The sequence below is a fragment of the Nonomuraea sp. NPDC050680 genome (genome assembly GCF_040654555.1).
Taxonomy (GTDB): domain Bacteria; phylum Actinomycetota; class Actinomycetes; order Streptosporangiales; family Streptosporangiaceae; genus Nonomuraea.
This window is the reverse complement of record NZ_JBFAIF010000001.1, coordinates 1,135,122-1,157,249: the sequence shown is the minus strand read 5'-3', so window position 1 is coordinate 1,157,249 and position 22,128 is coordinate 1,135,122. Positions and strand designations below refer to the sequence as shown.

Genomic DNA, 22,128 nt, shown 5'->3' with positions numbered 1-22,128 from the left:
GCCTGCGCGTAGGCGGGTGGGCGGCGGGCCGCCGAGCAGCTCGGTGGCCCGGGAGCGGTACAAGGTGGGCGAAGCGGCGCACTATCAGAACGCTGGCACCATCAGAATGCTGATGGATGCACCCCTTAGGGGCTATTGGCGGCCTATGGCCCCCGAGGGCGATCATGAGGTCATGACACAACGCGTTCTGATCGCGCTGACCAGCCACGCCGCACTGGGCGACACCGGCAGGGACACGGGTTTCTACGTCTCGGAGGCGGCCCATCCGTGGGAGGTCTTCACCAAAGCCGGCTTGGAGGTCGACCTCGTGAGCGTCGCCGGTGGCCAGCCGCCGCGCGACGGGGCGGACTTGGACGACCCCGTCCAGCGGCGCTTCCTCGCCTTGCCGTCGCTTGGCGCCACACCTCGGCCGCAGGACGTTGATCCGTCCGGGTATGACGCGATCCTGTTCGCCGGTGGGCATGGCACGATGTGGGACTTCCCTGACAACGCTGCCTTGGCCGTTCTGGCCCGTACCATCTGGGAGAACGGCGGCGTCGTCGCCGCCGTGTGCCACGGCCCGGCGGCCCTGGTCGGCGTGACACTGTCCGATGGCACGCCGCTGGTGGCGGGGCGCCGGGTGGCGGCCTTCACCGACGCGGAGGAGGCGGCCGTCGGGCTGACCTCGGTGGTGCCCTTCCTGCTCGCCTCCCGCCTGCGCGAACTGGGCGCCGACCACGTGCCCGGCCCCGACTTCCAGCCCCAGGTGATCCGCGACGGCCGCCTGGTGACAGGCCAGAACCCCGCCTCCGCCACAGGTGTGGCCGAAGCCGTCCTGTCCGCCCTGGCCGACGTCCCCTCAGGCGCCGGCGCGGAGAGCAGCCGGGCGGCACATTCCGGCGCGCTCGCAGACCACCGGGACGTCACCGTGCGGACCAGCGACGGTCCCATGGGGGGATATCTCGCTCGCCCCGCCGGGGACGGCGTGTGTCCGGCCGTCATCGTGGCCCACCAACTGTTCGGGCTGACCGAGGACGTGCGCGCGGTCGCGGACCGGATCGCGGGCATGGGGTACGTGGTGCTCGCCCCCGACTACTACCACCGCGCCGACCCGGGAGTGGAACTGCCGCCCACCGACGAGGGCCGCGCACGCGGGTTCGAACTGATGGCGACGCTCAGCCGCGCAGGAGTGCTGGAAGACACCCGCGCGGCCGTCGACTACCTCGCGGCACGCGACGACACGAGCGGCGCGGTCGGCATGGTGGGCCTGAGCCTGGGCGGCCACCTGGCCTACCTGGCCGCCACCCAGCTCGGCTTCCCGATCACCGTGGTCCTGTACGCGGGCTGGCTGACGGGCACCGACATCCCGGTGAGCAGCCCGGAGCCCACGCTCGACCTGACCCCGGGCATCAAGGGCAAGCTGGTGTACATCATCGGCGACCGCGACCACGCGATCTCCGAAGAGCAGCGGACGGCCATCGCCGAACGCCTTCGAGCCGACGGGATCAGGCACGAGATGGTCGTCTTGGCGGGCGCCCCGCACGCCTTCCTGTCGCAGGAGGACTCGCCCTACCATGCCGAGACCTGGCAGCGCATCGAACAGGCCCTCGCCGACGAACTGGCCTGCGTTTGACGCCGTGGTGTACGCCCTGGACCTAGGGGCTCAGGGAACGATGAGCGCCTGCCACGACGGCGGCATGTTGCGGGCCACCTCGATCCCCGAGAACACCGACGGCTCCTGCGGACCGTGCTTCTTCGCCCAGGCGGCCATCTGCGCGAGCCCATCGGCCAGCGGCACCGACCCCGTCCCGACGCCGAGCAGGTCGCGGGCCTTGTCATGGGAGGAGTAGGCGTGCACCACCTCGTGCCGCGCCGGCAGATGCCGGACCCGGAGCGGCGCGTCCATGGCGGCCGCCACCGCGCCCGCCAGTTCGTTGACCGTGTACGGCCGGTCGCCGCCGATGTTGAAGGTCTCCCCGTAGGCCCGCGGGTTGCCGATGGACCGGGCGATCGGCAGCGCGACGTCGTCGATGTGGCTGAAGGCCCTGGTCTGCTCGCCGTCCCCGAAGACGGTGCACTCCTCGCCGCGCAGGATCTGGTTCATGAAGATGCCGATGACGTTGCGGTAGCGGTCGCCGATGTTCTGCCGCTCGCCGTAGACGTTGTGCGGGCGGAAGATGACGTACGGCAGGCCGAACATCTCGTGCGTGACCTTCAGCTCCTGCTCGACCGCGTATTTGGCGATGCCGTACGGGTCCACGGGCGCGGGCGTCAGGTCCTCCGTCATGGGCGGCTCCGCGTGGCCGTACACGGCGATGGAGGAGGTGAAGACGAAGCACCGGACGGTCCCGGCGTTGACGGCCGCGTTGATGAGGTTGACGCTGCCGATCACGTTGTTGGTGTAGTTGTAGCGCTTGATGAAGTGGCTCAGTCCCTCGGCGGCGTACGCGGCCAGGTGGAAGACGTAGTCGAAGCGCCACTCCGCGAACAGCGCGTCCACCACCTCGGGGTCGCAGACGCTGCCCCGGTGGAAGTGGGCGCCCTGCGGGACGTTGGCCGGGTCGCCGCCGGACAGGTCGTCGAGCACCACCACGCGATGGCCGGCCCGCAGCAGGTCGGCCGCCACGTGCGAGCCGATGAAACCCGCGCCGCCGGTGACCAGCGAGGTATGGGTCATGACAAGGACTCCTTCGCTACAGGGTGAGGGGAGAGCGTGCGCCGCGGCCGGAGCCAGCGCAGAAGGACCGCCGCGTGGACGAGCGCGCCGACGGCCAGTACGCCCACCGCGCCGAGCGCCCCGGCCCAGGGCACGACGACGGCCGCCAGCACCACGACCGCCGCCAGCGACACCACCGCGCCCACCGCGGTGGCGCGCAGCGCGAGGGGAGTGGCGTTCTCCATCAGGTAGCTGGCGCTGCCCACCGCGAAGACGATCGGCACGCAGGCCACGTACAGGACGACGACGCCCAGCCCGCCGAGCGGGCGCAGCAGGAGCGGCGCCACGCAGGAGACGGCCGCCACGTAGGGAATGCCGGCGAACAGCAGCAGGCGCAGCCAGCGGGACAGCCGCTCGTACGCCGCGGTCAGGTCCCGCTGGTGCAGTGCTTGGGAGACGCCGGGCTGCAGGACGCGCAGCAGGTAGGCGAACGCGTTGAGCAGCGTCCCCGAGGCGACGGAGGCCATGTAGAGCCCGGTGCTCTCCGCCTGCGCGCCGCTGACCGAGAGCGTCACGAACAGCAGGCTCATCGACACGCCCGCGACCACGTCGGGGATCGCCATCAGCAGGGACGTCCCCACCGCGACGCGTACGAGGACCCGGCGCCGCAGCCCGGCGAAACTCGGCCGTAACCCGGTCAGCAGCACCACGTTGAGCACGGACACGTTCGTCAGGCACAGGGCCAGGAACACCGTGGGCGAGGCGTGCCCGGTCGCCGCCGCCCCCGTCCAGCAGGCCAGTCCCGTGGCCAGGACGAGATGGTTGGCCACGTCCCGCCCCGGTCGGCCGATGGCCCGGCTCAGGCCGACCAGCACCTGGTTGGCGCCGACGCCGATCGCGTACAGGCCCGCCAGCCCGGCCAGGAGCCACGGCCCGTTGTGCCCGAACAGCAGCACGCCCGCCAGGACCGCGATCGCGACCACCAGCAGCAGCCCGGCCAGCGCCACGAAGACGCCGACCAGCAGGCCGACGGTGTGCCGCGCCCTCGGGATCAGCTTCAGCGCGCACTTCTCGATGCCGATCGACGCGAGCGGCGTCAGGAAGGCCGCGCCGCCCATCGCCTGGGCGTATCCGGCGTAGTCTCCGGAGCTCCAGACCGCCAGCAGCACGACGTTGGCCAGCAGGAGCGTGCCCCGGAAGGCGGCCCGCCCGCCGAGCAGCACCATCAGCTGCCTGGGCGCCGCGAGCCTCATGCGGGCGGCGAGCCGTAGTCGGAGGTGACGAATCTGCCCTTGCCGCCGGCGGTGATCTCGACCGTCTCCGCGGGCACCACCTCCAGCGGGAACTCACCGCCGGCCAGGCCGAAGAGTTTGTCCCGTACGGTCGCCAGCACCTCGCCCGGCGGGTCGCCGCTGGGCACGACGTGCACCCGCACAAGGCCCGCCGTGTCCTGGTGGACGAAGCACTCGCTGATGCCCGGATGGGTGGCGGCCAGGTGGAGAAAGGCGTCGGGGTAGAGCCGCTCGCCCGACGGGAGCGTGACGTAGTCGTTGCTGCGCCCGGTGGTGAGCCGCAGGGTGCGGAAGCGGCGGCCGCAACGGCAGCGGCCCGGCTCGATGAGACCGATGTCGCCCAGGCTGTAACGCAGCAGCGGCATGGCCCGCTCCATGAAGGCGGTGACGACCACCTGCCCGGCCTCGCCGTCCGGGACCGGGTTGCCCGCCGCGTCGACGATCTCGCAGTAGACGCGGTCCTCGCCCAGGTGCGCGCGGCCGTAGCGGCAGTCGTAGGTGACGTTGAGCACCTCGAAGGCCGAGTACTCGTCGAAGACGGGAGCGCCGAACCGTTCGGCGAACATCGCCCGGTGCTCGGGAAGCAGCAGCTCCGACTCGGTCAGGACGATGCGCAGCGTCCGCCTCAGCCGAGCGAGCTCCTCCGGGGTGAGCTCGCGCAGCAGAGCCCGCAGATGCACGGGGTAGCCGATCAGCACCTTGGGCCGGTTGGCCAGAAGCTCCGCCTTGATCTCGCGCATCGGCCGGTGGGACAGGATCACGTGCCGCCGGAACAGCCCGAACCGCTCGAACATCCGGGCGGGCGGCGCGAACGGCCGGATATGGCTGAGCCGGTCGGTCGGCAGGTAGCGGCCCGTTGCCAGGAACCGCCGCACGCAGGCCGCCATGTGGTAGTCGTGGCTGTCGCGGTCGTGCAGGATCCGGACCCGGCGGCCGGTGCTGCCGCTCGTCTGGAAGGACAGGCATCGATCCTGGTCGACGCCGTCGGCGAGCAGCCGGTCCAGTGGCTGCTCGCGCAGCACCTGCTTGTCCAGCACCGGCAGCTCGGCCAGCTCGGCCAGCTCGCGGAGCGGGCCGCCGCGCGCGTAGCGGGGGTCGTCGCGGTAGTAGGGCACCCGGGTGCGCGCCAGCTCCAGCATCCGGTTGAGCCCGCGAAGCTGGTGACGGCGCAGCCCCGCGCCGCCGCCGTACTGCCGCGCGATACTGAGCGGGACGTAGCCCGCCTCCCGGATGATCATCGCTACGCGCTCTCCGTGCGGGTCTGAAGCGCCTTCGGCGTGAGCCTGCGTCCCAGCGACTCCCACCAGCGCTGCGGGCTGAGGAAGATGACGAGGGCCAGCACCACGTGTACGGCGATGAAGGCGTACGCCTCGTACTTGGTCGGCGCGTGGCCGATGAACACGCTCATGTGCGTGGCCCATTCCCACACCTCGGGGATGGTGCTGTACGCGGGGTCGACGTGGTTGTTGACCGTCAGGAACGCCAGATCCTCCAGGCCCGACAGCATCAGCAGCAGCATGCCGTAGCCGAGCCTGCGCACCGTCCCCGCCGCGCCGCCGCCCAGCCGGAACGCCAGGGCGAGCGAGACGATGATCAACGGGGTCAGGGTGAGGACGTGGTAGTAGAGGTCGTAGTAGGCCTCCCTGGTGCCGGCCACCTCGGAGCCGAAGAAGAAGATCTTGGGCACGAAGTAGAGGAAGTACACCAGGAACGCCGCCGGGATCGCCAGCACGTGCAGCCGCAGGCGCCTGGCCCACTCCACGTCGAGCCGGGATATGGCCTCCGTGGCGAGGACGAAGGGCAGCAGCTTCACCAGGAAGATCCACAGCGACTTCACCTGGCGGTCGTGCGGCAGCCCGAACCAGACGAACGCCGCCGCCAGGACGGCCAGTGCCGCGAAGATCAGGAAGCCGAGGTGCTTGCGGGGGATCATTCTGAACCTCTCGTATCAGGCTCGATCACGAACCGGAGGGTACGCAGTGCTTCGTCCAGAGCCGTTTCCAGCTGCTCACGCGTGTCGGCGACCATGACCAGGTAGCCGAGCTTGTTGCCGGCCTGCGTGTAGGCGCGTACGTGCTCGCCCACCGTCTTGAACACCTGGACGTCGACGACCTCGGGCATCCGCCGGAGCGCCGCCAGGCCCTCGATGGCGGTGAGCACCCCGTCGACGTCGGCGGCCAGGATGCGCAGCACGGCCGTTCTGTGGCGCGAGACGCTGATACGCAGCGGCTCGCCCAGGGCCAGCCGGATGGCCGCCTCGACGGTGTTCAGCCCGAACGCGTGCTGGACCATCAGCGGCATGCCGTTGCCGCCCAGCCTGGCGCCCATCTCGATGAAGCAGATGTCGCCGCCGGGCGTGAGGACGAAGTCGAAGTTGACCGGCCCGTGCCGGTGGCCGACGGCCGCGCAGATCGCGGCGACCGCCGCGCTCAGCCGCGCGTGCACGTCGTCGTCCAGGTCGGCGGGGACGACGTGGGACAGGCTGATCATCGCCGGTGGCCCGGTGATGACGCGGTCGGTGACCGCCATGAAGGCGAGCTCGCCGTCGGCGAAGAAGGACTCCACGGCGCAGTGCCGCCCGGCCACCAGCTCCTCGACGATCACCTGCCGGGAGAAGGAGTACTTCCAGGCGTGCTCGATGGCGCCCACCAGCCCGGCGGGGTCGTCGAGCACGGTGATGCCCTTGCTGCCCGAGGAGTCGGCCGGCTTGACGATCAGGGGATAGCCCAGGCGGGCCGCCGCCTCGGTGAGCTCGTCGATGCTGTCGTGCTGGGCGTGGCGGTAGGTGGGCAGGCCCAGGCGGCCGACGACCTCGCGGAAGAACCCCTTGTCCACCGAGCAGCGCAGCGCGTCGGGCGCGGGCTGGTGGGCGGTGCGGTAGACGCGGCTCAGCTCGGCGACCGCCTCCTGGGCCGCGTCGCTGGCCGGCGAGATGACCGCCGCCACGTCGATCGGGCCCAGCGCCTGGGCGATCCCCTCCGGATCCCGGCTGGTCATGCAGAGGAACTGGTCGGCCTCGGCGGCACCCAGGGCGTCCGGGCGCTGGTCCACGCCGATCACCCGGTAGCCGAGCCGGCGGCCCTCGCGGTAGGCGGGGAGCTGGTCCTCGCCGCCGCCGAGCACGATGAGGTTTCTCACGTGACGTTCTCCCAGACCTCGGTGGCGACATAGGGGGTCTCGTAGCCGTACAGGGCCTCGTCCGCGCGGATCGGGATGTTGGCCTCCCTGATCTGGTAGCGGGGCACGCCGATCGCCTGGACGCGCATCATCCGTACGAGATAGCGGGCGACCACCGCGAGCGTGACGATCGTGACCAGGCCGGTGACCAGGCTGGCCTCCGCCAGCTCGGTCGGGCCGAACCGGCCGGCCAGCGCCAGCGCCAGGATCGCCACCCCGGCCACCACCACGGCGGCGGCCAGCGCGCTCAGCCAGACCAGCGGCCGGAAGGAGAATCCGACGAAGAGCTCGATCGCGTGGGCGGCCAGCTTGCGCAGGTTCCACTTGCCCTGGCCGTCCAGGCGCGGGCGGTGCGAGGTGGGCAGCGTTGTGTAGCGGGCGCCGAGCAGCGGCGCGGTGGCGATGAAGTACGGCGTGGAGAGCCGGCTGTCCACCACCTTGCGCGCCACGCTGGTCTTGACGATGCGGAACACCGACGCGCCGGGCGGCAGCTCGATGCCCAGCCAGCGGCGGGCGAACGTCTGGTGGCCGCGAGTGCCGAGCCGCCGGTACCAGGCGTCCTGCCGGTTCTCGCGGACCGCGAACACCACATCGTAGCCCTCGAGCGCCTTGTCCACCAGGCGGTGCATCTCCTGGGGAGGGGACTGGAGATCGGCGTCGAACTGCACGGTCCACGGTTTCGAGGCGTACTTGAACCCGGCGGAGAAGGCCGCTTCCAGCCCGAAGTTGCGGGCGAAGGAGAGGTACTTCACCCGGGGGTCCTCGGCGGCGAAGCCCTTGATCGCCTCAAGGGTGCCGTCCGTGCTCCCGTCATCGACGAAGAGCAGCTCGACGTCGTCGTAGGCGGCCAGCTCGGCGCGGATCTCCTGGTAGGCCCGCTCGACGCAGGCGATCTCGTTGTAGCAGGGGATCATGGCGGTGATGCCGAGCCGGGGGTGGTTCGCCGCATTGGCCGATGGCTTCTCTCTCAGGGTGGAATCAGACATCCGCCGCGGCCCCTTTCTCTGGCGGCACGGGATTCCCGGAGGGATCGAGCACCTTGACGATCTTGATCTTGCCGTTGGGTTCCGGGGCGATCTCCTGGACCGGCAGGACGGTGACCTCCTGGTCGGGTGCCGCGCGCAGGACCGCGTCGCGGATGTCGGCCGTAACGCCGGGACGGGCGTCATGGGCCAGCACCACCCGTACCTCGACGGACCCCGGCCGGTGCTGGACCAGCTGCATCCGGCTCACCTCGGGGAAGGTCTGCACGGCGTAGGTGAGGAAGTCGCCGTAGTAGCGCCTGCCGTCGGTGCCGGCGATCCGGTCCTGGCTGCGGCCGATCACCTCCCGCACGATCGGGGTCCTGGCCACCCCGCACGGGCAGTCGTTCGGGCCGATCCGGACCCGGTCGCCGAGCCGATAGCGGATCAACGGCATCGCCTCGCTGTGCAGGCGGGTGATGAGGATGTCACCTTCGCCGTCCTCCACCGACACGGTCCCGTCCTCGTGCTCCACCTCCACCACCAGGTCCGATGAGCGCAGGTGCAGTGCCCCCCGCGGGCAGGTGCGGGCGATGGTGAAGACCTCGACGGAGGCGTACACCTCCCGGTGGGCCGCGCCGAAGTAGTCGAGGATCCGTGCCCGCGCGGTCGGCGACAGCCGCTCGCCGCCGAACAGCACGGTCCGTACGCCCCGATGCTGGACGCCGCGCCGCCGCAGCTCGTCGACGACGCTGCGGATGACGTTGGGGAACCCGATCAGGAAGGTCGGCCGCGCCGCCAGGAACGCCGCCACCTGCTCATCCAGCGAGCGGTCCGTCGGGATGTGGAAGTTACGCAGGACGCCGAACCGCTCCAGAGGATGGCGCAGGAACGGATTGACCCGGAAGTAGGCGATCCGGTCGGTGGGGCGCAGCCCGTTGGACAGCATGTCCTGGAGGTAGGTCGCGCGCAGGTAACCCAGGTCCCGTTCGGAGTTGCGGATCGTGATCGGGATGCCGGAGGAGCCGCTGGTCGTGGCCGCTCGGGTGTTGTCCGGAGTGAAACCGGTCGCGAGCAGCTCGTCGCCGGCCGTGCCGTGCAGGTCCGTACGGTCCAGCACGGGGAACTCGGCCAGGTCCCGCGCGCTCTGTAATCGCCGGACCAGCGCCGGGTCGAGCAGTCGCCGGTAGTGGGGGACGTTGTCGTAGGCGTGGCGTACCAGGGTGCGTAACAGCATGGCCTGGAGGCGTAATTGCGCGGCGTGGTCGAGGCGCTCCCGCCGCCGGATCCGGGCCAGATGATAGGCGACCGGCGCGAGATTGATCGTGGATCGAAGCCTGCTCAGGGGGCCACCTCGCTCAACTGAAGGTGTTCTGGTCGTGCACGAGCAGCCACTGTCCGTCGATTCTGGCGAAGTACAGCGTGAGGTAGTACGACTTCTCGTACGGCCGGCCTTCGGGATCCAGGTCGGCATAAGCGACGGACAGCACCGCCAACGCTGATTCACCGTAGGTCTCCGTCCGGATGACCGTCGGCTGGAGCGACCAATCAGGATCGCCGAACCAGGCGGTATGGAACTCGCCGATCGCGTCCTTTCCGGTGAGCAGCTTTCCGTTGGGCAGAATCACCGTGGCGTTCTGGTGGACGGTGGCCATGAATCCGGCCAGGTCACGGGTTTCTATCGCGCGCAAATGCGCGGCGAGTGCCGGAGAGAATTCCATCTAGGACGCCGCGGCGGTGAGGCCGGCATGGTCGTCGACGGGGGTGGCGTCCGCGGCCCGCCATAATTGCGGGTGCTGCTGGAACCAGGCGATGGTGTGCCGCAGCCCCTCCTCGATCGGCGTCCGCGGCTCCCAGCCCAGCCGGGTCCTGGCCAGCGTGATGTCGGGGCGGCGCACGGTCGGGTCGTCCTGGGGTCGTGGGGTGAACTCGATCCCCGACGCCGAGCCGGTGAGCCGCTTGATCCACTCGGCCAGCGCGAGCACGGACAGCTCATGCGGGTTGCCGATGTTGACCGGGCCGTCCAGGTCCGAGTTGCACAGCCGGACGATCCCCTCGATCAGGTCGTCCACATAGCAGATGGACCTGGTCTGGGTGCCGTCACCGGCCACCGTGATCGGCTCGCCGAGCAGCGCCTGGCGGACGAAGGTGGGGATCGCCCGCCCGTCGAACGGTCGCATCCGGGGGCCGAAGGTGTTGAAGATCCGCAGGATCGCCGTGTCCACGCCGTGGGCCCGGCGGAAGGCCATGGTCATCGCCTCGGCGAACCGCTTGGCCTCGTCGTAGACCCCGCGCGGGCCCACCGGGTTGACGTTGCCCCAGTAGGTCTCCGGCTGCGGGTGGACCAGCGGGTCGCCGTAGGTCTCCGAGGTCGAGGCGAGGACGAACCGCGCGCCCTTCTCCCTGGCCAGTTCGAGCGCGTTGAACGTGCCGTTGGAGCCGACGCGCAGCGTGTCGATCGGCAGTCGCAGGTAGTCCGTCGGCGAGGCGGGGGAGGCGAAGTGCAGGACGGCGTCCAGGTCACCGGGGACGACGAGGTGCAGGGACACGTCGGCCCTGACCAGCCGGAACCGCTCCTCGGCCATGAGGTGCTCGACGTTGGCCGGTGACCCGGTGAGGAAGTTGTCCACGCAGACGACCTGATAACCATCGGTCAGAAACCGTTCGCACAGATGCGAACCGAGAAAACCGGCGCCCCCGGTAATGGCCACGGTGGGGCGGTTCATAAGAGCTTCTTCTCGAGAACTTGCCCGGCCAGGGCGCCAGAACAGGACAAGTTGAATTCCTCCAGATTACTTACGCGGCGGAACGCCGACTGTCTTTACTCCCGGTAATGCGTCGGCCCGCGCTGCGTAAGATGTTAAATGTCCCCCGCTTTTGCGATTTCGGGGCGATGCTATGTCGGCCTGCTCGCCAGCGTCAAGACATCCGTCATGGAGGAGTTTTCCGTCCCGCCTCCATTCAGTAACCGCTCGCTTGCGTTCTGGTCGATCCGTCCAGCGTTGGGGCCATGCTGCTCCCGATGGCGGCGGCCGGCGGCGGCCGCCGCCATCGGGAGCGCCGTCACCCGGCCCGGCGGGTCACCGGCTGATGCTGGGCGTCTGCCACGTCGCCCCGGTGCTCATGTCGATCAGCTTCAGGAAGCAGCTGCCCTGGGACCCCACGGCGAAGGTGTAGGTGCGGGTCTCGCCGGCCGAGATGTAGAACGAGCCCTCGTCGCCGAACCAGCGCCCGTTGGCGCAGACGAGGTTGAAGTCCACGTGCGCCGTGCTGCCCGCGACTTTCTGGTAGGAGGCGTCGTATCCGCGCGGGTCAATATTTACACACAAATATCCCACGCCCGTCGAGGTGCACTGGGACGCGGCCTCGGCGGGAGCCCCGAAGGCCAGCAGACCGCCTGCCACGGCCAGCGATGAAAGGGCGGCGGTAATGGTATGGCGGGTGAACTTCATTGCTCTCTCCTATTTCCTGGTCGGGATCGTTGGCATGGAATTTAGCAGCTCCCGGGTACGCGTACTTTCCGTTTAATGGGCGGCCCGCGAATTGTGGTGGAAAAAGAAAATAGCGGAGGGACGCAACCTTCCTCCGCCCTTGTGTGTCCTTGTAGGGGTGGAGGATCCGCAGGACGGCGAGAGGTCGTTCGAATCATTCGTGGCCGCTCGGCTGGCGGCGCTGTACCGCTACGCCATGGTCCTGACCCGCGACCGGCACGATGCCGAGGACCTGGTGCAGGAGGCGCTGACCAGGACGGGGGTGCACTGGCGCAGGATCGTCCGCAAGGACGACCCGGAGGGCTACGTCCGCACGGCGATGCTGCGCATCATGACCAACCGCTGGCGGCGCCCCCGGAGGGAGGTCGCCGTGGCCGAGCCGCCCGAGCCCGCCGTGGAGGACAGCGGACTGGAAGGTCTGCTCGCCGACGCGAGTCTCAGGGGGCGGCTGGCCGAGTTGCCCCCGCGCATGCGCGCGGTCCTCGTCCTGCGCTACGTCGAGGAGCGCAGCGAGAAGGAGATCGCCCGCCTGCTGGGCTGCAGCACCGGCACCGTCAAGAGTCAGGCGTCACGGGCGCTGGCGAAGCTGCGCACCGCTCTCGATACTCAGGAGGTCGATCATGGATGACGTGGAGTCGCGGCTCGGCGACGTGCTGGGCGACCCCGGCTGGACGGTTCCGCCCGTGGACCTCGCCGACCGCGTCCACCGGGGCGTCGCGGTCAGGCGGAGGCGGCGTCGGGCTCTGGCGTACGCCGCGGCCGCGTGCGCGGTCGTGCTGGCGGTGGGCGTACCGGTGGCGTGGCGGCAGATCGGGGGAGGGGACCAGACGGTCGCCAACTCCATCGACGGGCTCGAAGACCTGGTCGACATGCCTGGTTCGGTCGCTTTGCCGAAGGAGACCAAGGACGCCGGTGACTTCTTTCCCGAGGCGCTGGGCGAGGACGGGTCCGTGCTGGGCAGGTCGGCGAAGGCGAAGAAGCTGTGGGAGACGGGGCCGGACGGTGGCTCGCCGCGCCCGCTGAACGCGGACGCGGGCGCGACGCCGGCCACTGGATCGGGTATCCGCGTATGGCCGGGGGCCAATATCGTCGCCCCGCTCTACTGCCAGGACCAGAACGGCACCACGCCGGTCATGCCGTTGAACCTGGTCGGATCGCCGTTCTGGGTCAGCGGAGGGACGATCGTCGGCAGTGATCCGCAGATGCGGCCGTGGACGGCCAAGGGCTGCACCCAGGGAGCGCCGGTGCCCGGCGTCTCCGGCGAGGCGGTCGCGTTCTCCTATCCCGATCTGTTCATGGCCGACCCCTTCGACCCCAAGGGCCTGCGCCAGGTGAACGTCGAGTCGGGGGAGGTGGCCGCCCAGCACCCGCTGCCCGAGGGGGTGAACGTCCGGACGGCCGGTGAGGACCGGTCGCAGCTCTGGCTGGCCGCTGCCAACCGTGACACGTTCGCCTGGGTCGCCGACGGCGTGCTCAGAACGGCGGACCGCGCCGACTGGCAGGTCACCGAGGGCCCGCGTGTCGGCCGGGCGATGGAGCTCAACTGGGGCGGGACCGGGATCTCGGCGAACGGAAGATCTCAAGCCACGCATGCCCAGCTGGGCGCGCACCTTACCGCGGGTGACCGGCTCATCGTGTACACCGGGCACGGCGAGTTCGACGAGGGGCCCGGCTGGCAGTCCGTGGTCTACGACCCGCGCAGCGGCCAGTCGTTCGAGTTCCAGGGCGTGGCGTACGCGGCCGGTGACTGGCTCCTGTGGAACGACGGCACCTCCTACCGCCTGGCGCGGGTCCGTTGATCGGACGCCACTGGCGCACCGGCGCGGTGATCGTGCTGGTGGCGCTCCCCACGGCCGTCAACCTGGCGGACGACGGGCTCACCTGGATCTGGACCCGATCCCTGCCGGGGCCCCTGCTCCACGCGATCGCGTGGGCCGGGCTGCTGGACGCGTGGCTGCTGCTCGACCTCCTCGCCGCCGTGGGCGTGCTGGGTGGCGCCGCCGTCATGGCGGTGGCCGCCCGGCGCCTGGCGGTCGCGACCGCACTGCTCGGCCTGGTCGCGGCGGTCAGCCTCGCCGCCGTGCCGACCGGGCCCGAGGGGTGTCCGTCGCTCTGGTATGGCCTGGCGTACGCGGCCGCGTCGCTCCTGGCTACATCGGGGGAAAATGGCCGGCGGGCACGGTGGAATGGCGCATTGCGCCGGTATCACGCGCGACGTGGTCTTTCTGGGAGGGGATCGCGATCTGTGCGGGGATCGTCGGCGTAATAGAGCGTCCGGGAAAAGCGGCATTCCATGATTTATGATGACAGTATTGGTTATTATGTGTGACACCTATTTGTCACACGGTCGCGAGAATAGTGATTTGCGTGGGTGGCGGTCCTCCGTTGGAGCGTCGTTCGAGAAGGGTGATCGACGGGGCGTCGCTTCCTCGGGTACGACTCAGATGTCGTTCGCCGCCACGTAGCCGAAGGTCATGGCCGGTCCGATGGTCGAGCCGGCGCCGGCGTAGCTGTGTCCCATGACGGCGCCGCTGGCGTTGCCGGCCGCGTACAGCCCCGGAATGACCGAGCCGTCCGCCCGGAGCACCCGCGCCCGCGCGTCCGTACGCATCCCGCCCTTGGTGCCCAGGTCACCTGGGACGATCTTGAAGGCGTAGAAGGGCGCCAGCCACAGGGGCGCCAGGCAGGGGTTGGGCTTGACGACGGGGTCGGCGTAGTAGCGGTCATAGACACTGTCGCCACGATGGAAGTCGGTGTCCTTGCCGGTCGCCGCGAAAGCGTTGAACCGGGTGACCGTGCCGCGCAGCGCCGCCGCCGGGACGCCGATCTTCTGCGCCAGCTGCTCTATCGTCCATGCCTGGAAGGCGGCGCCGCTGTCGTACCAGGATTGGGGGAAGGGCAGCAGCGGCGCGATGTCCTTGAACAGGTAGCGGTTGCGGTAGTTCTGGTCGACGATCAGCCAGGCGGGGATGTGCGGTGACGCCGCCGTGTTGCGGTCGTACATGACGTGCACCACGTCGCTGTACGGCGCCGCCTCGTTGACGAAGCGCTCGCCCTTGCCGTTGACCAGGATGCAGCCGGGCAGCGTGCGTTCGGCCAGGCAGAAGTACGGCTCGTCGGGCAGCGGGATCGCCGGTCCCCACCACGCGTCCTCCATCAGGTCCAGCGCGGCTCCGGCGCGTTCGCCCGCCTCGATGCCGTCGCCGGTGTTCTCCTTGGCGCCGACCGTCCAGCCGGTCCCGATGGGCTGCCGCTGGAACTCCGCGCGCATCGCCGCGCTGTGCTCGAAGCCGCCCGAACCGACGATCACCCCGCGGCGGGCCTTGATCAGCGTCTGTACGCCGTTCCGCGTCACGACCACGCCGGTGACGCGGCCGCCTTCGACGCGCAGGTCGAGCAGCGGGGTGTTCAGCCATACCGGTACGTTCGCCGCGAGCAGTCCGGCGCGCAGGCTCGCCGCCAGGGACTGGCCCATGGTGAGCGGCTTCTCGCCGCGCAGCGCGGCCGCCGTGCCTCTGGCCAGGCACGCGGCGCCCACCTCCAGGCCCTTCGGGTTGACCAGAGAGAGGTTCAGCCACTTGTAGTCGGCGCTGAAGACGACCAGGCCGGCCGGGGTCGGGATGTATGCCGGGTTCAGGTGGGCGAGCTCGGCGCCGAGGATGTGCCCGTCGATCTGGTCGGGCTCGATGGAGCGGCCGTTCGGCATGCCGCCGGGGTACTCCGGATAGTAGTCGGCGTAGCCCTCCATCCACCGGAACCGCAGCGGGCTGTTCCGCATCACGAACGAGATCATGGCCGGGCCGTTCGCCAGGAAGGCCTGCTGCCGCGCGAGGGGTACCGTGTCGCCGACGACGCGGGAGAGATACTGGGCGGCCTTGGCCGGGGTGTCCGGGACTCCGGCGGCCAGGATCACCTCGTTGTTCGGGATCCAGATCCCGGCGCCGGACCGGGCCGCCGACCCGCCGAACGTCGGCGCCTTCTCGACCACCACACACTGCAGGCCGCGCTTGGCCGCGGTGAGCGCGGCGGTCATCCCGGCCGCGCCCGATCCGACGACCACCACGTCGTACTCGAGGTCGGCGGCGTACGCGGGTGCGCGGCCCAGGGCCGCTTCGGTCATGAGGACGCCGCCGGCGATGGCGGCGCCGCGCAGCAGGGTGCGGCGACTGGGTCCTTCTGCGGGCATTGCGGGCGTTTCGGGCGTCGAATCGGCCATGGTGGATCGGATCCCTTCAACGTGCGTGCGCTGCGGGCAGCACAGGTGGTCGGAGGAACAACCGTGGTGGCACCTCGCGCCGGTGCGACGCTACGGAAGAGCTGGGGGGTGTGGCCCCCGTCACAGCATGAAGCATGCGCTTGGTTGGGAACGCCTGTCAACAGATGTGCGGGAGTGGCGATCTTTCACCACGGCGGGCTTCTATGCCGCCGAGCCCGTGGCGTTCTGTTATGCCGCCGAGGCCGCGGCGCCCTGTTATGCCGCCGAGGCCGCGGCGATCGGCCGCAGGCGCAGGGCACCCATCGCCGTCGGCAGTGCGGCCAGCATGGCGAGCAGGAAGGCGCCGCCCGCGATGGCGAGGTACATCCACGCCGGGCCGGAGGCGATCGGCGAGCCGGTCTTGACCAGGCTGTACGGCACCGTCGTGGCCGCCGCGGCGACCGTCCCCAGGACGACGGCGATGCCGGACGTCATGGCGGCCTCGATGGTGACCATGGCCAGCACCTGGGCCCGGGTGGCGGCGGACAGCCGCAGGAGACCGAACTCGCGCCGCCGCTGCCGGGTGGCCGCCACCAGCGTGTTGATCACCACGATCGCGGCGAACCCGATGATCATGGTGACGACCAGGTAGTTCACCGGAGCGAGTCGCCCACCGACATCGCCCGCCGCCCCGTGGCCGACGCTGTCTTCCGTACTCTGCATATACAGCGTCCCGGCCGCGATGCCGACCAGCAGGATCAGCGGAGACACCACGCTTGCGCTCTGCTTGGCCCGCGCGTGCACGTTGCGGGCCGCCAGCCGGGCGGTGGCTCCCACCCGGGCATGGGAGAAGCCGCCGGTGATCCTCATGACCGTGGGACTGAGCAGCGCGAGCCCGACCGCCACGGCGACACCCGCCGGGCCCGCCGTACTGGACAACAGCGGCCCGTTCGCCATGAACAGCGTCGCCGCCGCCAGACTCGACCCGACAGCCAGCAAGCCGAACCCACCGACCACCCGGGCGCGCGAGAGTGAACGGCCCGCCGACGGAGCCGCCTCCATCAGCGCGCGTACGGGCGGGACGGACGCCGCCCGCCTGCTGGAGATCGTCGCAGCGGTCACGGCGGCGAGCAGAGAGGTGCCCACGCCGATCGCGACGCAGAGCCAACCGGCCCGCAACTCGGTGGGCGTGCCGACCAGCCCCGCGTCCACCAGTCGTCCGAGGACGACCGCACCGAGCGCCACACCGGGAAGCAGGCCCGCGACGACCGCCGGTACTGCCGCGATGAGGGTCTCCAGCATGACGTTCCAGCGGACCTGCCGCGGAGTGGCGGCGATCAGCCGGAGCAGTGCCAGCTCCCGCTCGCGATGCTGGATCGTCAGGGAAACGGTGGAGACCACGCCGAACGCCACGATCGCCACGGTCCAGCCGCCCAGAATGGCGGGCAACATGATCAGGAACTCCGAGCCGCCGCCGGTCTCCAGGCCGGTCTCCAGCAGGCTCGCGAACGCGGTGAGCAGTGCGGTCCCGGCCATCATGACGATGGCCGAGACGAGGTACGACCCCAGATGGGCCCGGACTGTACGGAACGCCAGTCCCCACATCATCGGGCACCACCCGCGCCGGGCACCCGGACCGGCCGTGCGTCCGAGGGCGTGGACAGCCCGGCCATGCGCGCGGCCACCGCCGCGGGGCTCGGCCTGGACATACTGTCCACGATCCGGCCGTCGGCGAAGAACACCACCGTGTCCGCGTACGAGGCGGCCACCGGATCATGGGTCACCATCACGATCGTCTGACCGCTCTGGGCGACCGATTCGCGCAGGATGTCGAGCACCTCGCGCGCGGCCTGGGTGTCCAGCGCGCCGGTGGGCTCGTCCGCGAAGACGACGGCGGGCTGTGAGAGCACGGCGCGGGCGATGGCCACCCGCTGCTGCTGGCCGCCGGACAGTTCCGCCGGTCGGTGATCGACCCGGTCGCCGAGCCCGAGCCGCACCAGCAACGACCGGACGACCCGCCGGTCGGGACGGTGGCCGGCGAACTCGAGGGGCAGAGTCACGTTCTGCGCCACTGTCAGTGTCGGTACGAGGTTGAACGACTGGAAGATGAACCCCATGCGCTCACGCCGCAACCGGGTCAGGGCCGCTTCGTCCAGGTCGCCCAGTTCGCGGCCGTCCAGGACCACGGATCCGGAGGTCGGCCGGTCGAGCCCGGCGGCGCAGTGCAGCAGGGTGCTCTTGCCTGAGCCGGACGGTCCCATCACGGCGGTGAAGGTGGCCCGGGGGATGCCCATCGTCACCCCGTCCAGTGCGATCACGGTGGTGTCGCCGTGTCCGTGGCGCTTGACCACCTGACGCAGTTCGAGGGCGTAAGGCGGCGCCGCCTTCGTCGTCGCAGTTGAATACGCTGTACGAGTCATAAAGTACACCGTACTCGACATTCGGCTAAAACAATGAATGCGCAGCTCATAGGCATAAAATAGCCATGTTTAATCATCGTCGCCTATAATTTCGTCACGAAGCTGATTTCGTGTCGAAAATCGAGGAAGGCCATTTATCTGATGCCGACGTGTGAGATGTGTGGACGGGCGTTGCGCCCCGCCGAGCGGGGACGACCACCGCGATACTGCTCACGCGCGTGCCGGGCGCGGGCCTACCGCGTCCGGGTCACCGACCGTCAGGCGGCCGACGCCAAGAAGCGCGTGGAGCCGGCCGACGCCAAGAAGCGCGTGGAGTCGGCCGACGCCCCGAAGGGCGCGGAGCCGTCCGAGGTTCCTGACGCGGCCTTGGACCAGCCGCTCATCGTGCGTACCGCGGTGGAGCTCGCCGACAGTGACGGCGTCGCCGCCGTGTCCATGCGGCGCATCGCCACCCGGCTCGATGTGGGCGTGATGTCGCTGTACCGCTATGTCGCGAGCCGCGAGGACCTCAACGACCTGATGGTGGACGCCGTCTTCGGTGCTCGGCCCCTGCCCGAGCCCGGCCCGGACGGCTGGCGGGCCAGGCTGGAGCTGTCCGCGCGCGAGGAATGGGCCATCTACCGGGAGCACCCCTGGATGTCGCAGCTGGTCGCCGTCACCACGCGACCACCGATGTCGACGAACCTCATGGCCTACACGGACTGGCGCATGCGGGCCGTGGCCGGTCACCGTCTGGACTTCGCCACCATGGTCCAGGTCGCCATCATGATCGGTACGTACGTCCAGAGCGCCGCCATCCCACTCGCCTACGAAACGCAGGCCGCACGGGCGACCCGCCACACCCGCCAGCAGTGGGCGGCCGCCCGGCAGAGCGCCATCCACCGCACCGTGAACGCCGCCGAACTGCCCATGGTGTCGGAGTTCGGCCCAGAGGCGTTCCAGGCCGCCGAGCCGGCGAACATCTTCGAATTCGGCCTCCACCGCATGCTCGACGGCATCGCTGCCCTGCTGGCCGAACCCGGTCAGAAGCGGTAACCCGACCACGGCGCCGCGGCTCGCAGTCGATCGCCACGGCGGCGCATGATCCCCCCTGCTTAGGGCAAATGCCCTACGGTCCTTTGGTAAAGACGATTAGAGTGAAATTTGACTACTTGTCAGGCACGGGAGGCATCAAGGATGCGGAACGGCCAGGCCGGCGCAACGATATTGACCACTACCCTCGCCCTGGCGGTGGTCCTGACAGCCGGGTGCACCTCCAGCGGCGGCGCGCGTACTCCCGGCGCCGCTCCCCAGACGACCCAGGGCCCGGTGGCGAAGGTGGCGATCACCCCCGCGGACGGGACCAAGAAGGTCGCCCCGGACACCGGAGTCAGCGTCAAGGTCACCGATGGCAAGGTCACCCGGCTGGCCGTCGCCGACTCCAAGGGCCATGAGGTGAGCGGCGCCGTGGGCACCGACGGGACCTGGCATCCCAAGTGGCCGCTGCGCCCCTCGACGGCGTACACGGTCAGCGCCCAGGCGACCGGCACGGACGGCAAGGAGGTCACGACGCAGGCGAAGTTCACCACGCTGAAGCCGAAGCGCGCGCTGGAGAGCGGCATGTCGCCGCTGGACGGCGAGAAGGTCGGCGTCGGCATGCCCGTCCAGCTCCTGCTGTCGCGCTCGGTGACCGGCAAGGAGGAGCGGGCCGCGATCGAGCGGGCCCTGGTGGTCGAGATGTCCGAGCCGGTCGAGGGCGCGTGGAGCTGGGTGAGTGACCGGGAGGTCCAGTTCCGGCCGCGTGAGTACTGGCCGACCGGGGAGAAGGTCAAGGTCGTCGCGCACCTGGCCGGCGTACAGGCGGGCGACGGGGTATGGGGCACCAAGGACCGCAGCCTGAGCTTCACCGTCGGCGCCCGGCACATCACCAAGGTGAACGCCCGCACCCACGAGGCGGAGGTGAGCGACGGGGACAAGGTCGTCAAGACCATCCCGGTCAGCCTGGGCCGACCGGGCGACGACAGCTATTCGGGCACCATGATCGCCCAGGAGAAGGCCGCGGACATCGTCATGGACTCCGCGACCACCGGCCACCCGGGCGAATACCGCATCCCCACCAAGTGGAACGTCCGGATGACCTACAGCGGCACCTTCTTCCACGCCGCCCCCTGGTCGACCGGCGCGCAGGGCAACTCCAACGTCAGCCACGGCTGCGTCAACGCCAGCCCGGCCAACGCCCGCTGGTTCTTCGAGTTCACCCAGCGGGGTGACATCATCCAGGTCAGCGGCACGTCACGGAAGCTGCGGTTCGGCAACGGCCCGACTCCGTGGGCCAAGTCCTGGGACGACTGGCTGGCCGGCAGCGCGCTGGGCAAGCCCGTCAACGGCGGTTAGCCCGGCCCACCGCGGCGGGCCGGGGCACGTCGCCCTCCAGAGCTGCTTCGGAGCTGATCGGGGCCTGTTCAGGGCCCGCTTCGGGCCCGCTTCGGGGCTACGAGGTGCCGTTGATCAGGGCCATGGCCAGCTTGGGGCTGAAGGTCCCGGCCGGGATGCCCTGGCCCAGGTTGCAGCTGCCGTCGGAGTCACCCGGGACCTTGACCCAGAAGACGTACTCGGCGCCGCTCGTCTGCTTGGCGGGCACGCTGCCCAGCTTGCGTCCGGGCGGGTTGCACCAGTTGTCCACGCCCGTCCAAGGGCCGTTGCCGTTGCGGCTGGTGTCGATCACGTACTTCTTGGCGCCGACGGTCCCGGACAGGTAGCCGTTGACCGCGACGGAGTAGCTCTCGGAGGCGGCCGTGGTGATGTAGTTGGACACGTTCACGGAGAAGCCGCGCGTGTTGGCGATGCCCGACTTGACCAGCCGCGTGGCCATGTCGTCGGCCGCGACCCAGGTGGCGTTGCCCGCGTCGAGGTAGACCCAGGCGTTCGGGGCCTGCGCCTTCAGTACCTGGGTGGCGTCCAGCAGCATCTTGTACTGGTCTTCCGGCTTGGCCGCGCAACTGGCGGCGGCGACGCCGTCGGGCTCCAGTACGACGATCGCGTGCCTGGTGCCGATCGCCTTGGCGAACTCGGTGATCCACGTGTGATATCCGGCCGCGTCGCCCGCGCCGCCGCCCGACTGGTTCGCGCACGCGTCGCGGTTGGGGATGTTGTACGCCACCAGCATCGGCAGCTTGTCCGCGGCCTGGGCGGCGCCGACATAGCTGTCCACGGCCAGCGTGAGGTCGGTGAACCAGCCGCCGAACCACTCGAAGATCGGCTTGTTGGCGATGTTCGAGCCGATGGCCGTCGCGTCACTGGTGCCCTGGTTGGCGGCGACCCACTTGGCGGGGTTCGACAGGTTGTTGACGTACAGGGCCGTCGGCCGGGTCGACTGCGTCTCCATCAGCGAGACGTTGTCGAAGCGGACCGTCGGGGTGGCGCCGGACCCGCCGAGCTGGAAGGTCACCTCGGCGGCCGTGTTGGTGGCGGAGGCGGCCACGAACGGGATGCTGTAGCGCCTGCTGCCCGTGGTGAGCTGGACGGGCGCGGCCAGCGACTGGTTGGAGCTGGGCGTGGCCACGTACTGCACGGTAGTGGTGGCCTTGAAGGCCGTCGTGGAGTACGCGTCGAAGGAGAGCGTGTAGCTCTTGCCCGCGTTCAGGGCGGTCGTGGTGGGGCTGGTCACCATGGCGTCCCACGGGTTGGTGACGACGGACGTCACGTTCACCCGCATACGGCCGGACTCGGCCGTGACCGTCGTCTGGCCGATCGCCTGCCAAGGGGCCGTCGAGCTGGTGAAGGCGCCGTTGCCGATCAGCTGGGCGGCGGCCGAGGCGGGCGGTGGTACTGCCAGGACGGCGGCCACGACCGCGGTTAAGGCTGCGGCGGCTTTTGCTGCGATAAATCGCACTAAATCACCTTTCAGTGGGGGTGGGGTGCACCCAGAGCGGCCCAGAGCGTCAGGGGGGTGGGGTGCACCTGGAGAGCGTCGTCGT

20 protein-coding genes are annotated in these 22,128 nt (G+C 70.0%); 6 read left to right on the top strand and 14 right to left on the bottom strand.

The window, feature by feature from the left end; genetic code table 11:
• Positions 1-172: 172 nt before the first annotated feature.
• Positions 173-1,612: a dienelactone hydrolase family protein gene (locus AB0H88_RS05310; protein WP_357641486.1), complete on the top strand. Its 1,440-nt coding sequence runs from the start codon at positions 173-175 to the stop codon at positions 1,610-1,612.
• A 30-nt stretch (positions 1,613-1,642) separates the two neighbouring features.
• Here the strand turns inward: AB0H88_RS05310 and AB0H88_RS05305 are convergent, their stop codons facing one another.
• The 10 genes from AB0H88_RS05305 to AB0H88_RS05260 all read right to left on the bottom strand — a co-directional run bounded on the left by AB0H88_RS05305 (position 1,643) and on the right by AB0H88_RS05260 (position 11,518).
• Entirely contained in the window at positions 1,643-2,656 is a 1,014-nt protein-coding gene (locus AB0H88_RS05305; protein ID WP_357641484.1) for an NAD-dependent epimerase/dehydratase family protein, read from the bottom strand.
• Entirely contained in the window at positions 2,653-3,888 is a 1,236-nt protein-coding gene (locus AB0H88_RS05300) for a hypothetical protein (RefSeq protein WP_357641482.1), read from the bottom strand. The genes AB0H88_RS05305 and AB0H88_RS05300 overlap by 4 nt, the downstream gene beginning before the upstream one ends.
• The gene (locus AB0H88_RS05295) at positions 3,885-5,165 is read right to left on the bottom strand and encodes an AMP-binding protein (protein WP_357641481.1); all 1,281 of its coding nucleotides are present in this window, start codon (positions 5,163-5,165) and stop codon (positions 3,885-3,887) included. Before AB0H88_RS05295 ends, AB0H88_RS05300 begins: the two co-directional genes overlap by 4 nt.
• Positions 5,166-5,167: 2 nt before the next feature.
• Positions 5,168-5,860, bottom strand: a complete 693-nt coding sequence (locus AB0H88_RS05290; RefSeq protein ID WP_357641479.1) for a hypothetical protein — start codon at positions 5,858-5,860, stop codon at positions 5,168-5,170.
• On the bottom strand, positions 5,857-7,065 hold the full coding sequence (locus AB0H88_RS05285; RefSeq protein ID WP_357641477.1) for an ATP-grasp domain-containing protein: 1,209 nt from the start codon (positions 7,063-7,065) through the stop codon (positions 5,857-5,859). Before AB0H88_RS05285 ends, AB0H88_RS05290 begins: the two co-directional genes overlap by 4 nt.
• A complete protein-coding gene (locus AB0H88_RS05280; protein ID WP_357641475.1) occupies positions 7,062-8,090 on the bottom strand; it encodes a glycosyltransferase family 2 protein in 1,029 nt (342 codons plus the stop codon). The genes AB0H88_RS05285 and AB0H88_RS05280 overlap by 4 nt, the downstream gene beginning before the upstream one ends.
• Complete coding sequence (locus AB0H88_RS05275) at positions 8,083-9,303, bottom strand: hypothetical protein (protein ID WP_357641473.1); 1,221 nt, start codon at positions 9,301-9,303, stop codon at positions 8,083-8,085. The genes AB0H88_RS05280 and AB0H88_RS05275 overlap by 8 nt, the downstream gene beginning before the upstream one ends.
• A 121-nt stretch (positions 9,304-9,424) precedes the next feature.
• Positions 9,425-9,787, bottom strand: coding sequence for a nuclear transport factor 2 family protein (locus AB0H88_RS05270; RefSeq protein WP_357641471.1), 363 nt, complete (start codon positions 9,785-9,787; stop codon positions 9,425-9,427).
• A complete protein-coding gene (locus AB0H88_RS05265; RefSeq protein ID WP_357641469.1) occupies positions 9,788-10,792 on the bottom strand; it encodes a UDP-glucuronic acid decarboxylase family protein in 1,005 nt (334 codons plus the stop codon). It lies immediately after the preceding gene.
• Positions 10,793-11,146: 354 nt separating this feature from the next.
• Positions 11,147-11,518 carry a hypothetical protein gene (locus tag AB0H88_RS05260; RefSeq protein WP_357641467.1) on the bottom strand — a complete coding sequence of 124 codons (372 nt, stop codon included), beginning with the start codon at positions 11,516-11,518 and terminating at the stop codon, positions 11,147-11,149.
• A 157-nt stretch (positions 11,519-11,675) separates the two neighbouring features.
• Between AB0H88_RS05260 and AB0H88_RS05255 the strand changes: the two genes are divergently transcribed.
• Genes AB0H88_RS05255 through AB0H88_RS05245 form a run of 3 tightly spaced genes read left to right on the top strand, consistent with a single transcriptional unit; the run spans position 11,676 to position 13,823 of the window.
• The gene (locus tag AB0H88_RS05255; RefSeq protein ID WP_357641466.1) at positions 11,676-12,185 is read left to right on the top strand and encodes a SigE family RNA polymerase sigma factor; all 510 of its coding nucleotides are present in this window, start codon (positions 11,676-11,678) and stop codon (positions 12,183-12,185) included.
• Complete coding sequence (locus AB0H88_RS05250) at positions 12,178-13,356, top strand: hypothetical protein (protein ID WP_357641464.1); 1,179 nt, start codon at positions 12,178-12,180, stop codon at positions 13,354-13,356. Before AB0H88_RS05255 ends, AB0H88_RS05250 begins: the two co-directional genes overlap by 8 nt.
• A complete protein-coding gene (locus tag AB0H88_RS05245) occupies positions 13,353-13,823 on the top strand; it encodes a hypothetical protein (protein WP_357641462.1) in 471 nt (156 codons plus the stop codon). Before AB0H88_RS05250 ends, AB0H88_RS05245 begins: the two co-directional genes overlap by 4 nt.
• A gap of 174 nt (positions 13,824-13,997) precedes the next feature.
• Here AB0H88_RS05245 and kstD read toward each other — a convergent pair whose 3' ends face one another.
• From kstD to AB0H88_RS05230, 3 genes are all read right to left on the bottom strand, one after another.
• Positions 13,998-15,773, bottom strand: a complete 1,776-nt coding sequence (kstD, locus tag AB0H88_RS05240; protein WP_357641461.1) for a 3-oxosteroid 1-dehydrogenase — start codon at positions 15,771-15,773, stop codon at positions 13,998-14,000.
• Between the two features lie 255 nt (positions 15,774-16,028).
• A complete protein-coding gene (locus tag AB0H88_RS05235; protein WP_357641458.1) occupies positions 16,029-17,360 on the bottom strand; it encodes an FtsX-like permease family protein in 1,332 nt (443 codons plus the stop codon).
• Entirely contained in the window at positions 17,357-18,172 is an 816-nt protein-coding gene (locus tag AB0H88_RS05230) for an ABC transporter ATP-binding protein (RefSeq protein WP_357641456.1), read from the bottom strand. The genes AB0H88_RS05235 and AB0H88_RS05230 overlap by 4 nt, the downstream gene beginning before the upstream one ends.
• A 141-nt stretch (positions 18,173-18,313) precedes the next feature.
• Here AB0H88_RS05230 and AB0H88_RS05225 point away from each other — a divergent pair, with 141 nt between their 5' ends.
• Together AB0H88_RS05225 and AB0H88_RS05220 are read left to right on the top strand one after the other, a co-directional pair.
• Positions 18,314-19,207 (top strand): TetR/AcrR family transcriptional regulator, encoded by an 894-nt coding sequence (locus AB0H88_RS05225; protein ID WP_357641454.1) that lies wholly within the window; start codon positions 18,314-18,316, stop codon positions 19,205-19,207.
• Between the two features lie 195 nt (positions 19,208-19,402).
• Entirely contained in the window at positions 19,403-20,545 is a 1,143-nt protein-coding gene (locus AB0H88_RS05220; protein WP_357641453.1) for an Ig-like domain-containing protein, read from the top strand.
• A 97-nt stretch (positions 20,546-20,642) separates the two neighbouring features.
• On the opposite strand, the gene AB0H88_RS05215 is transcribed toward AB0H88_RS05220, so the two are convergent.
• Positions 20,643-22,043: a glycoside hydrolase family 6 protein gene (locus AB0H88_RS05215; RefSeq protein ID WP_357641451.1), complete on the bottom strand. Its 1,401-nt coding sequence runs from the start codon at positions 22,041-22,043 to the stop codon at positions 20,643-20,645.
• Positions 22,044-22,128: the final 85 nt, after the last annotated feature.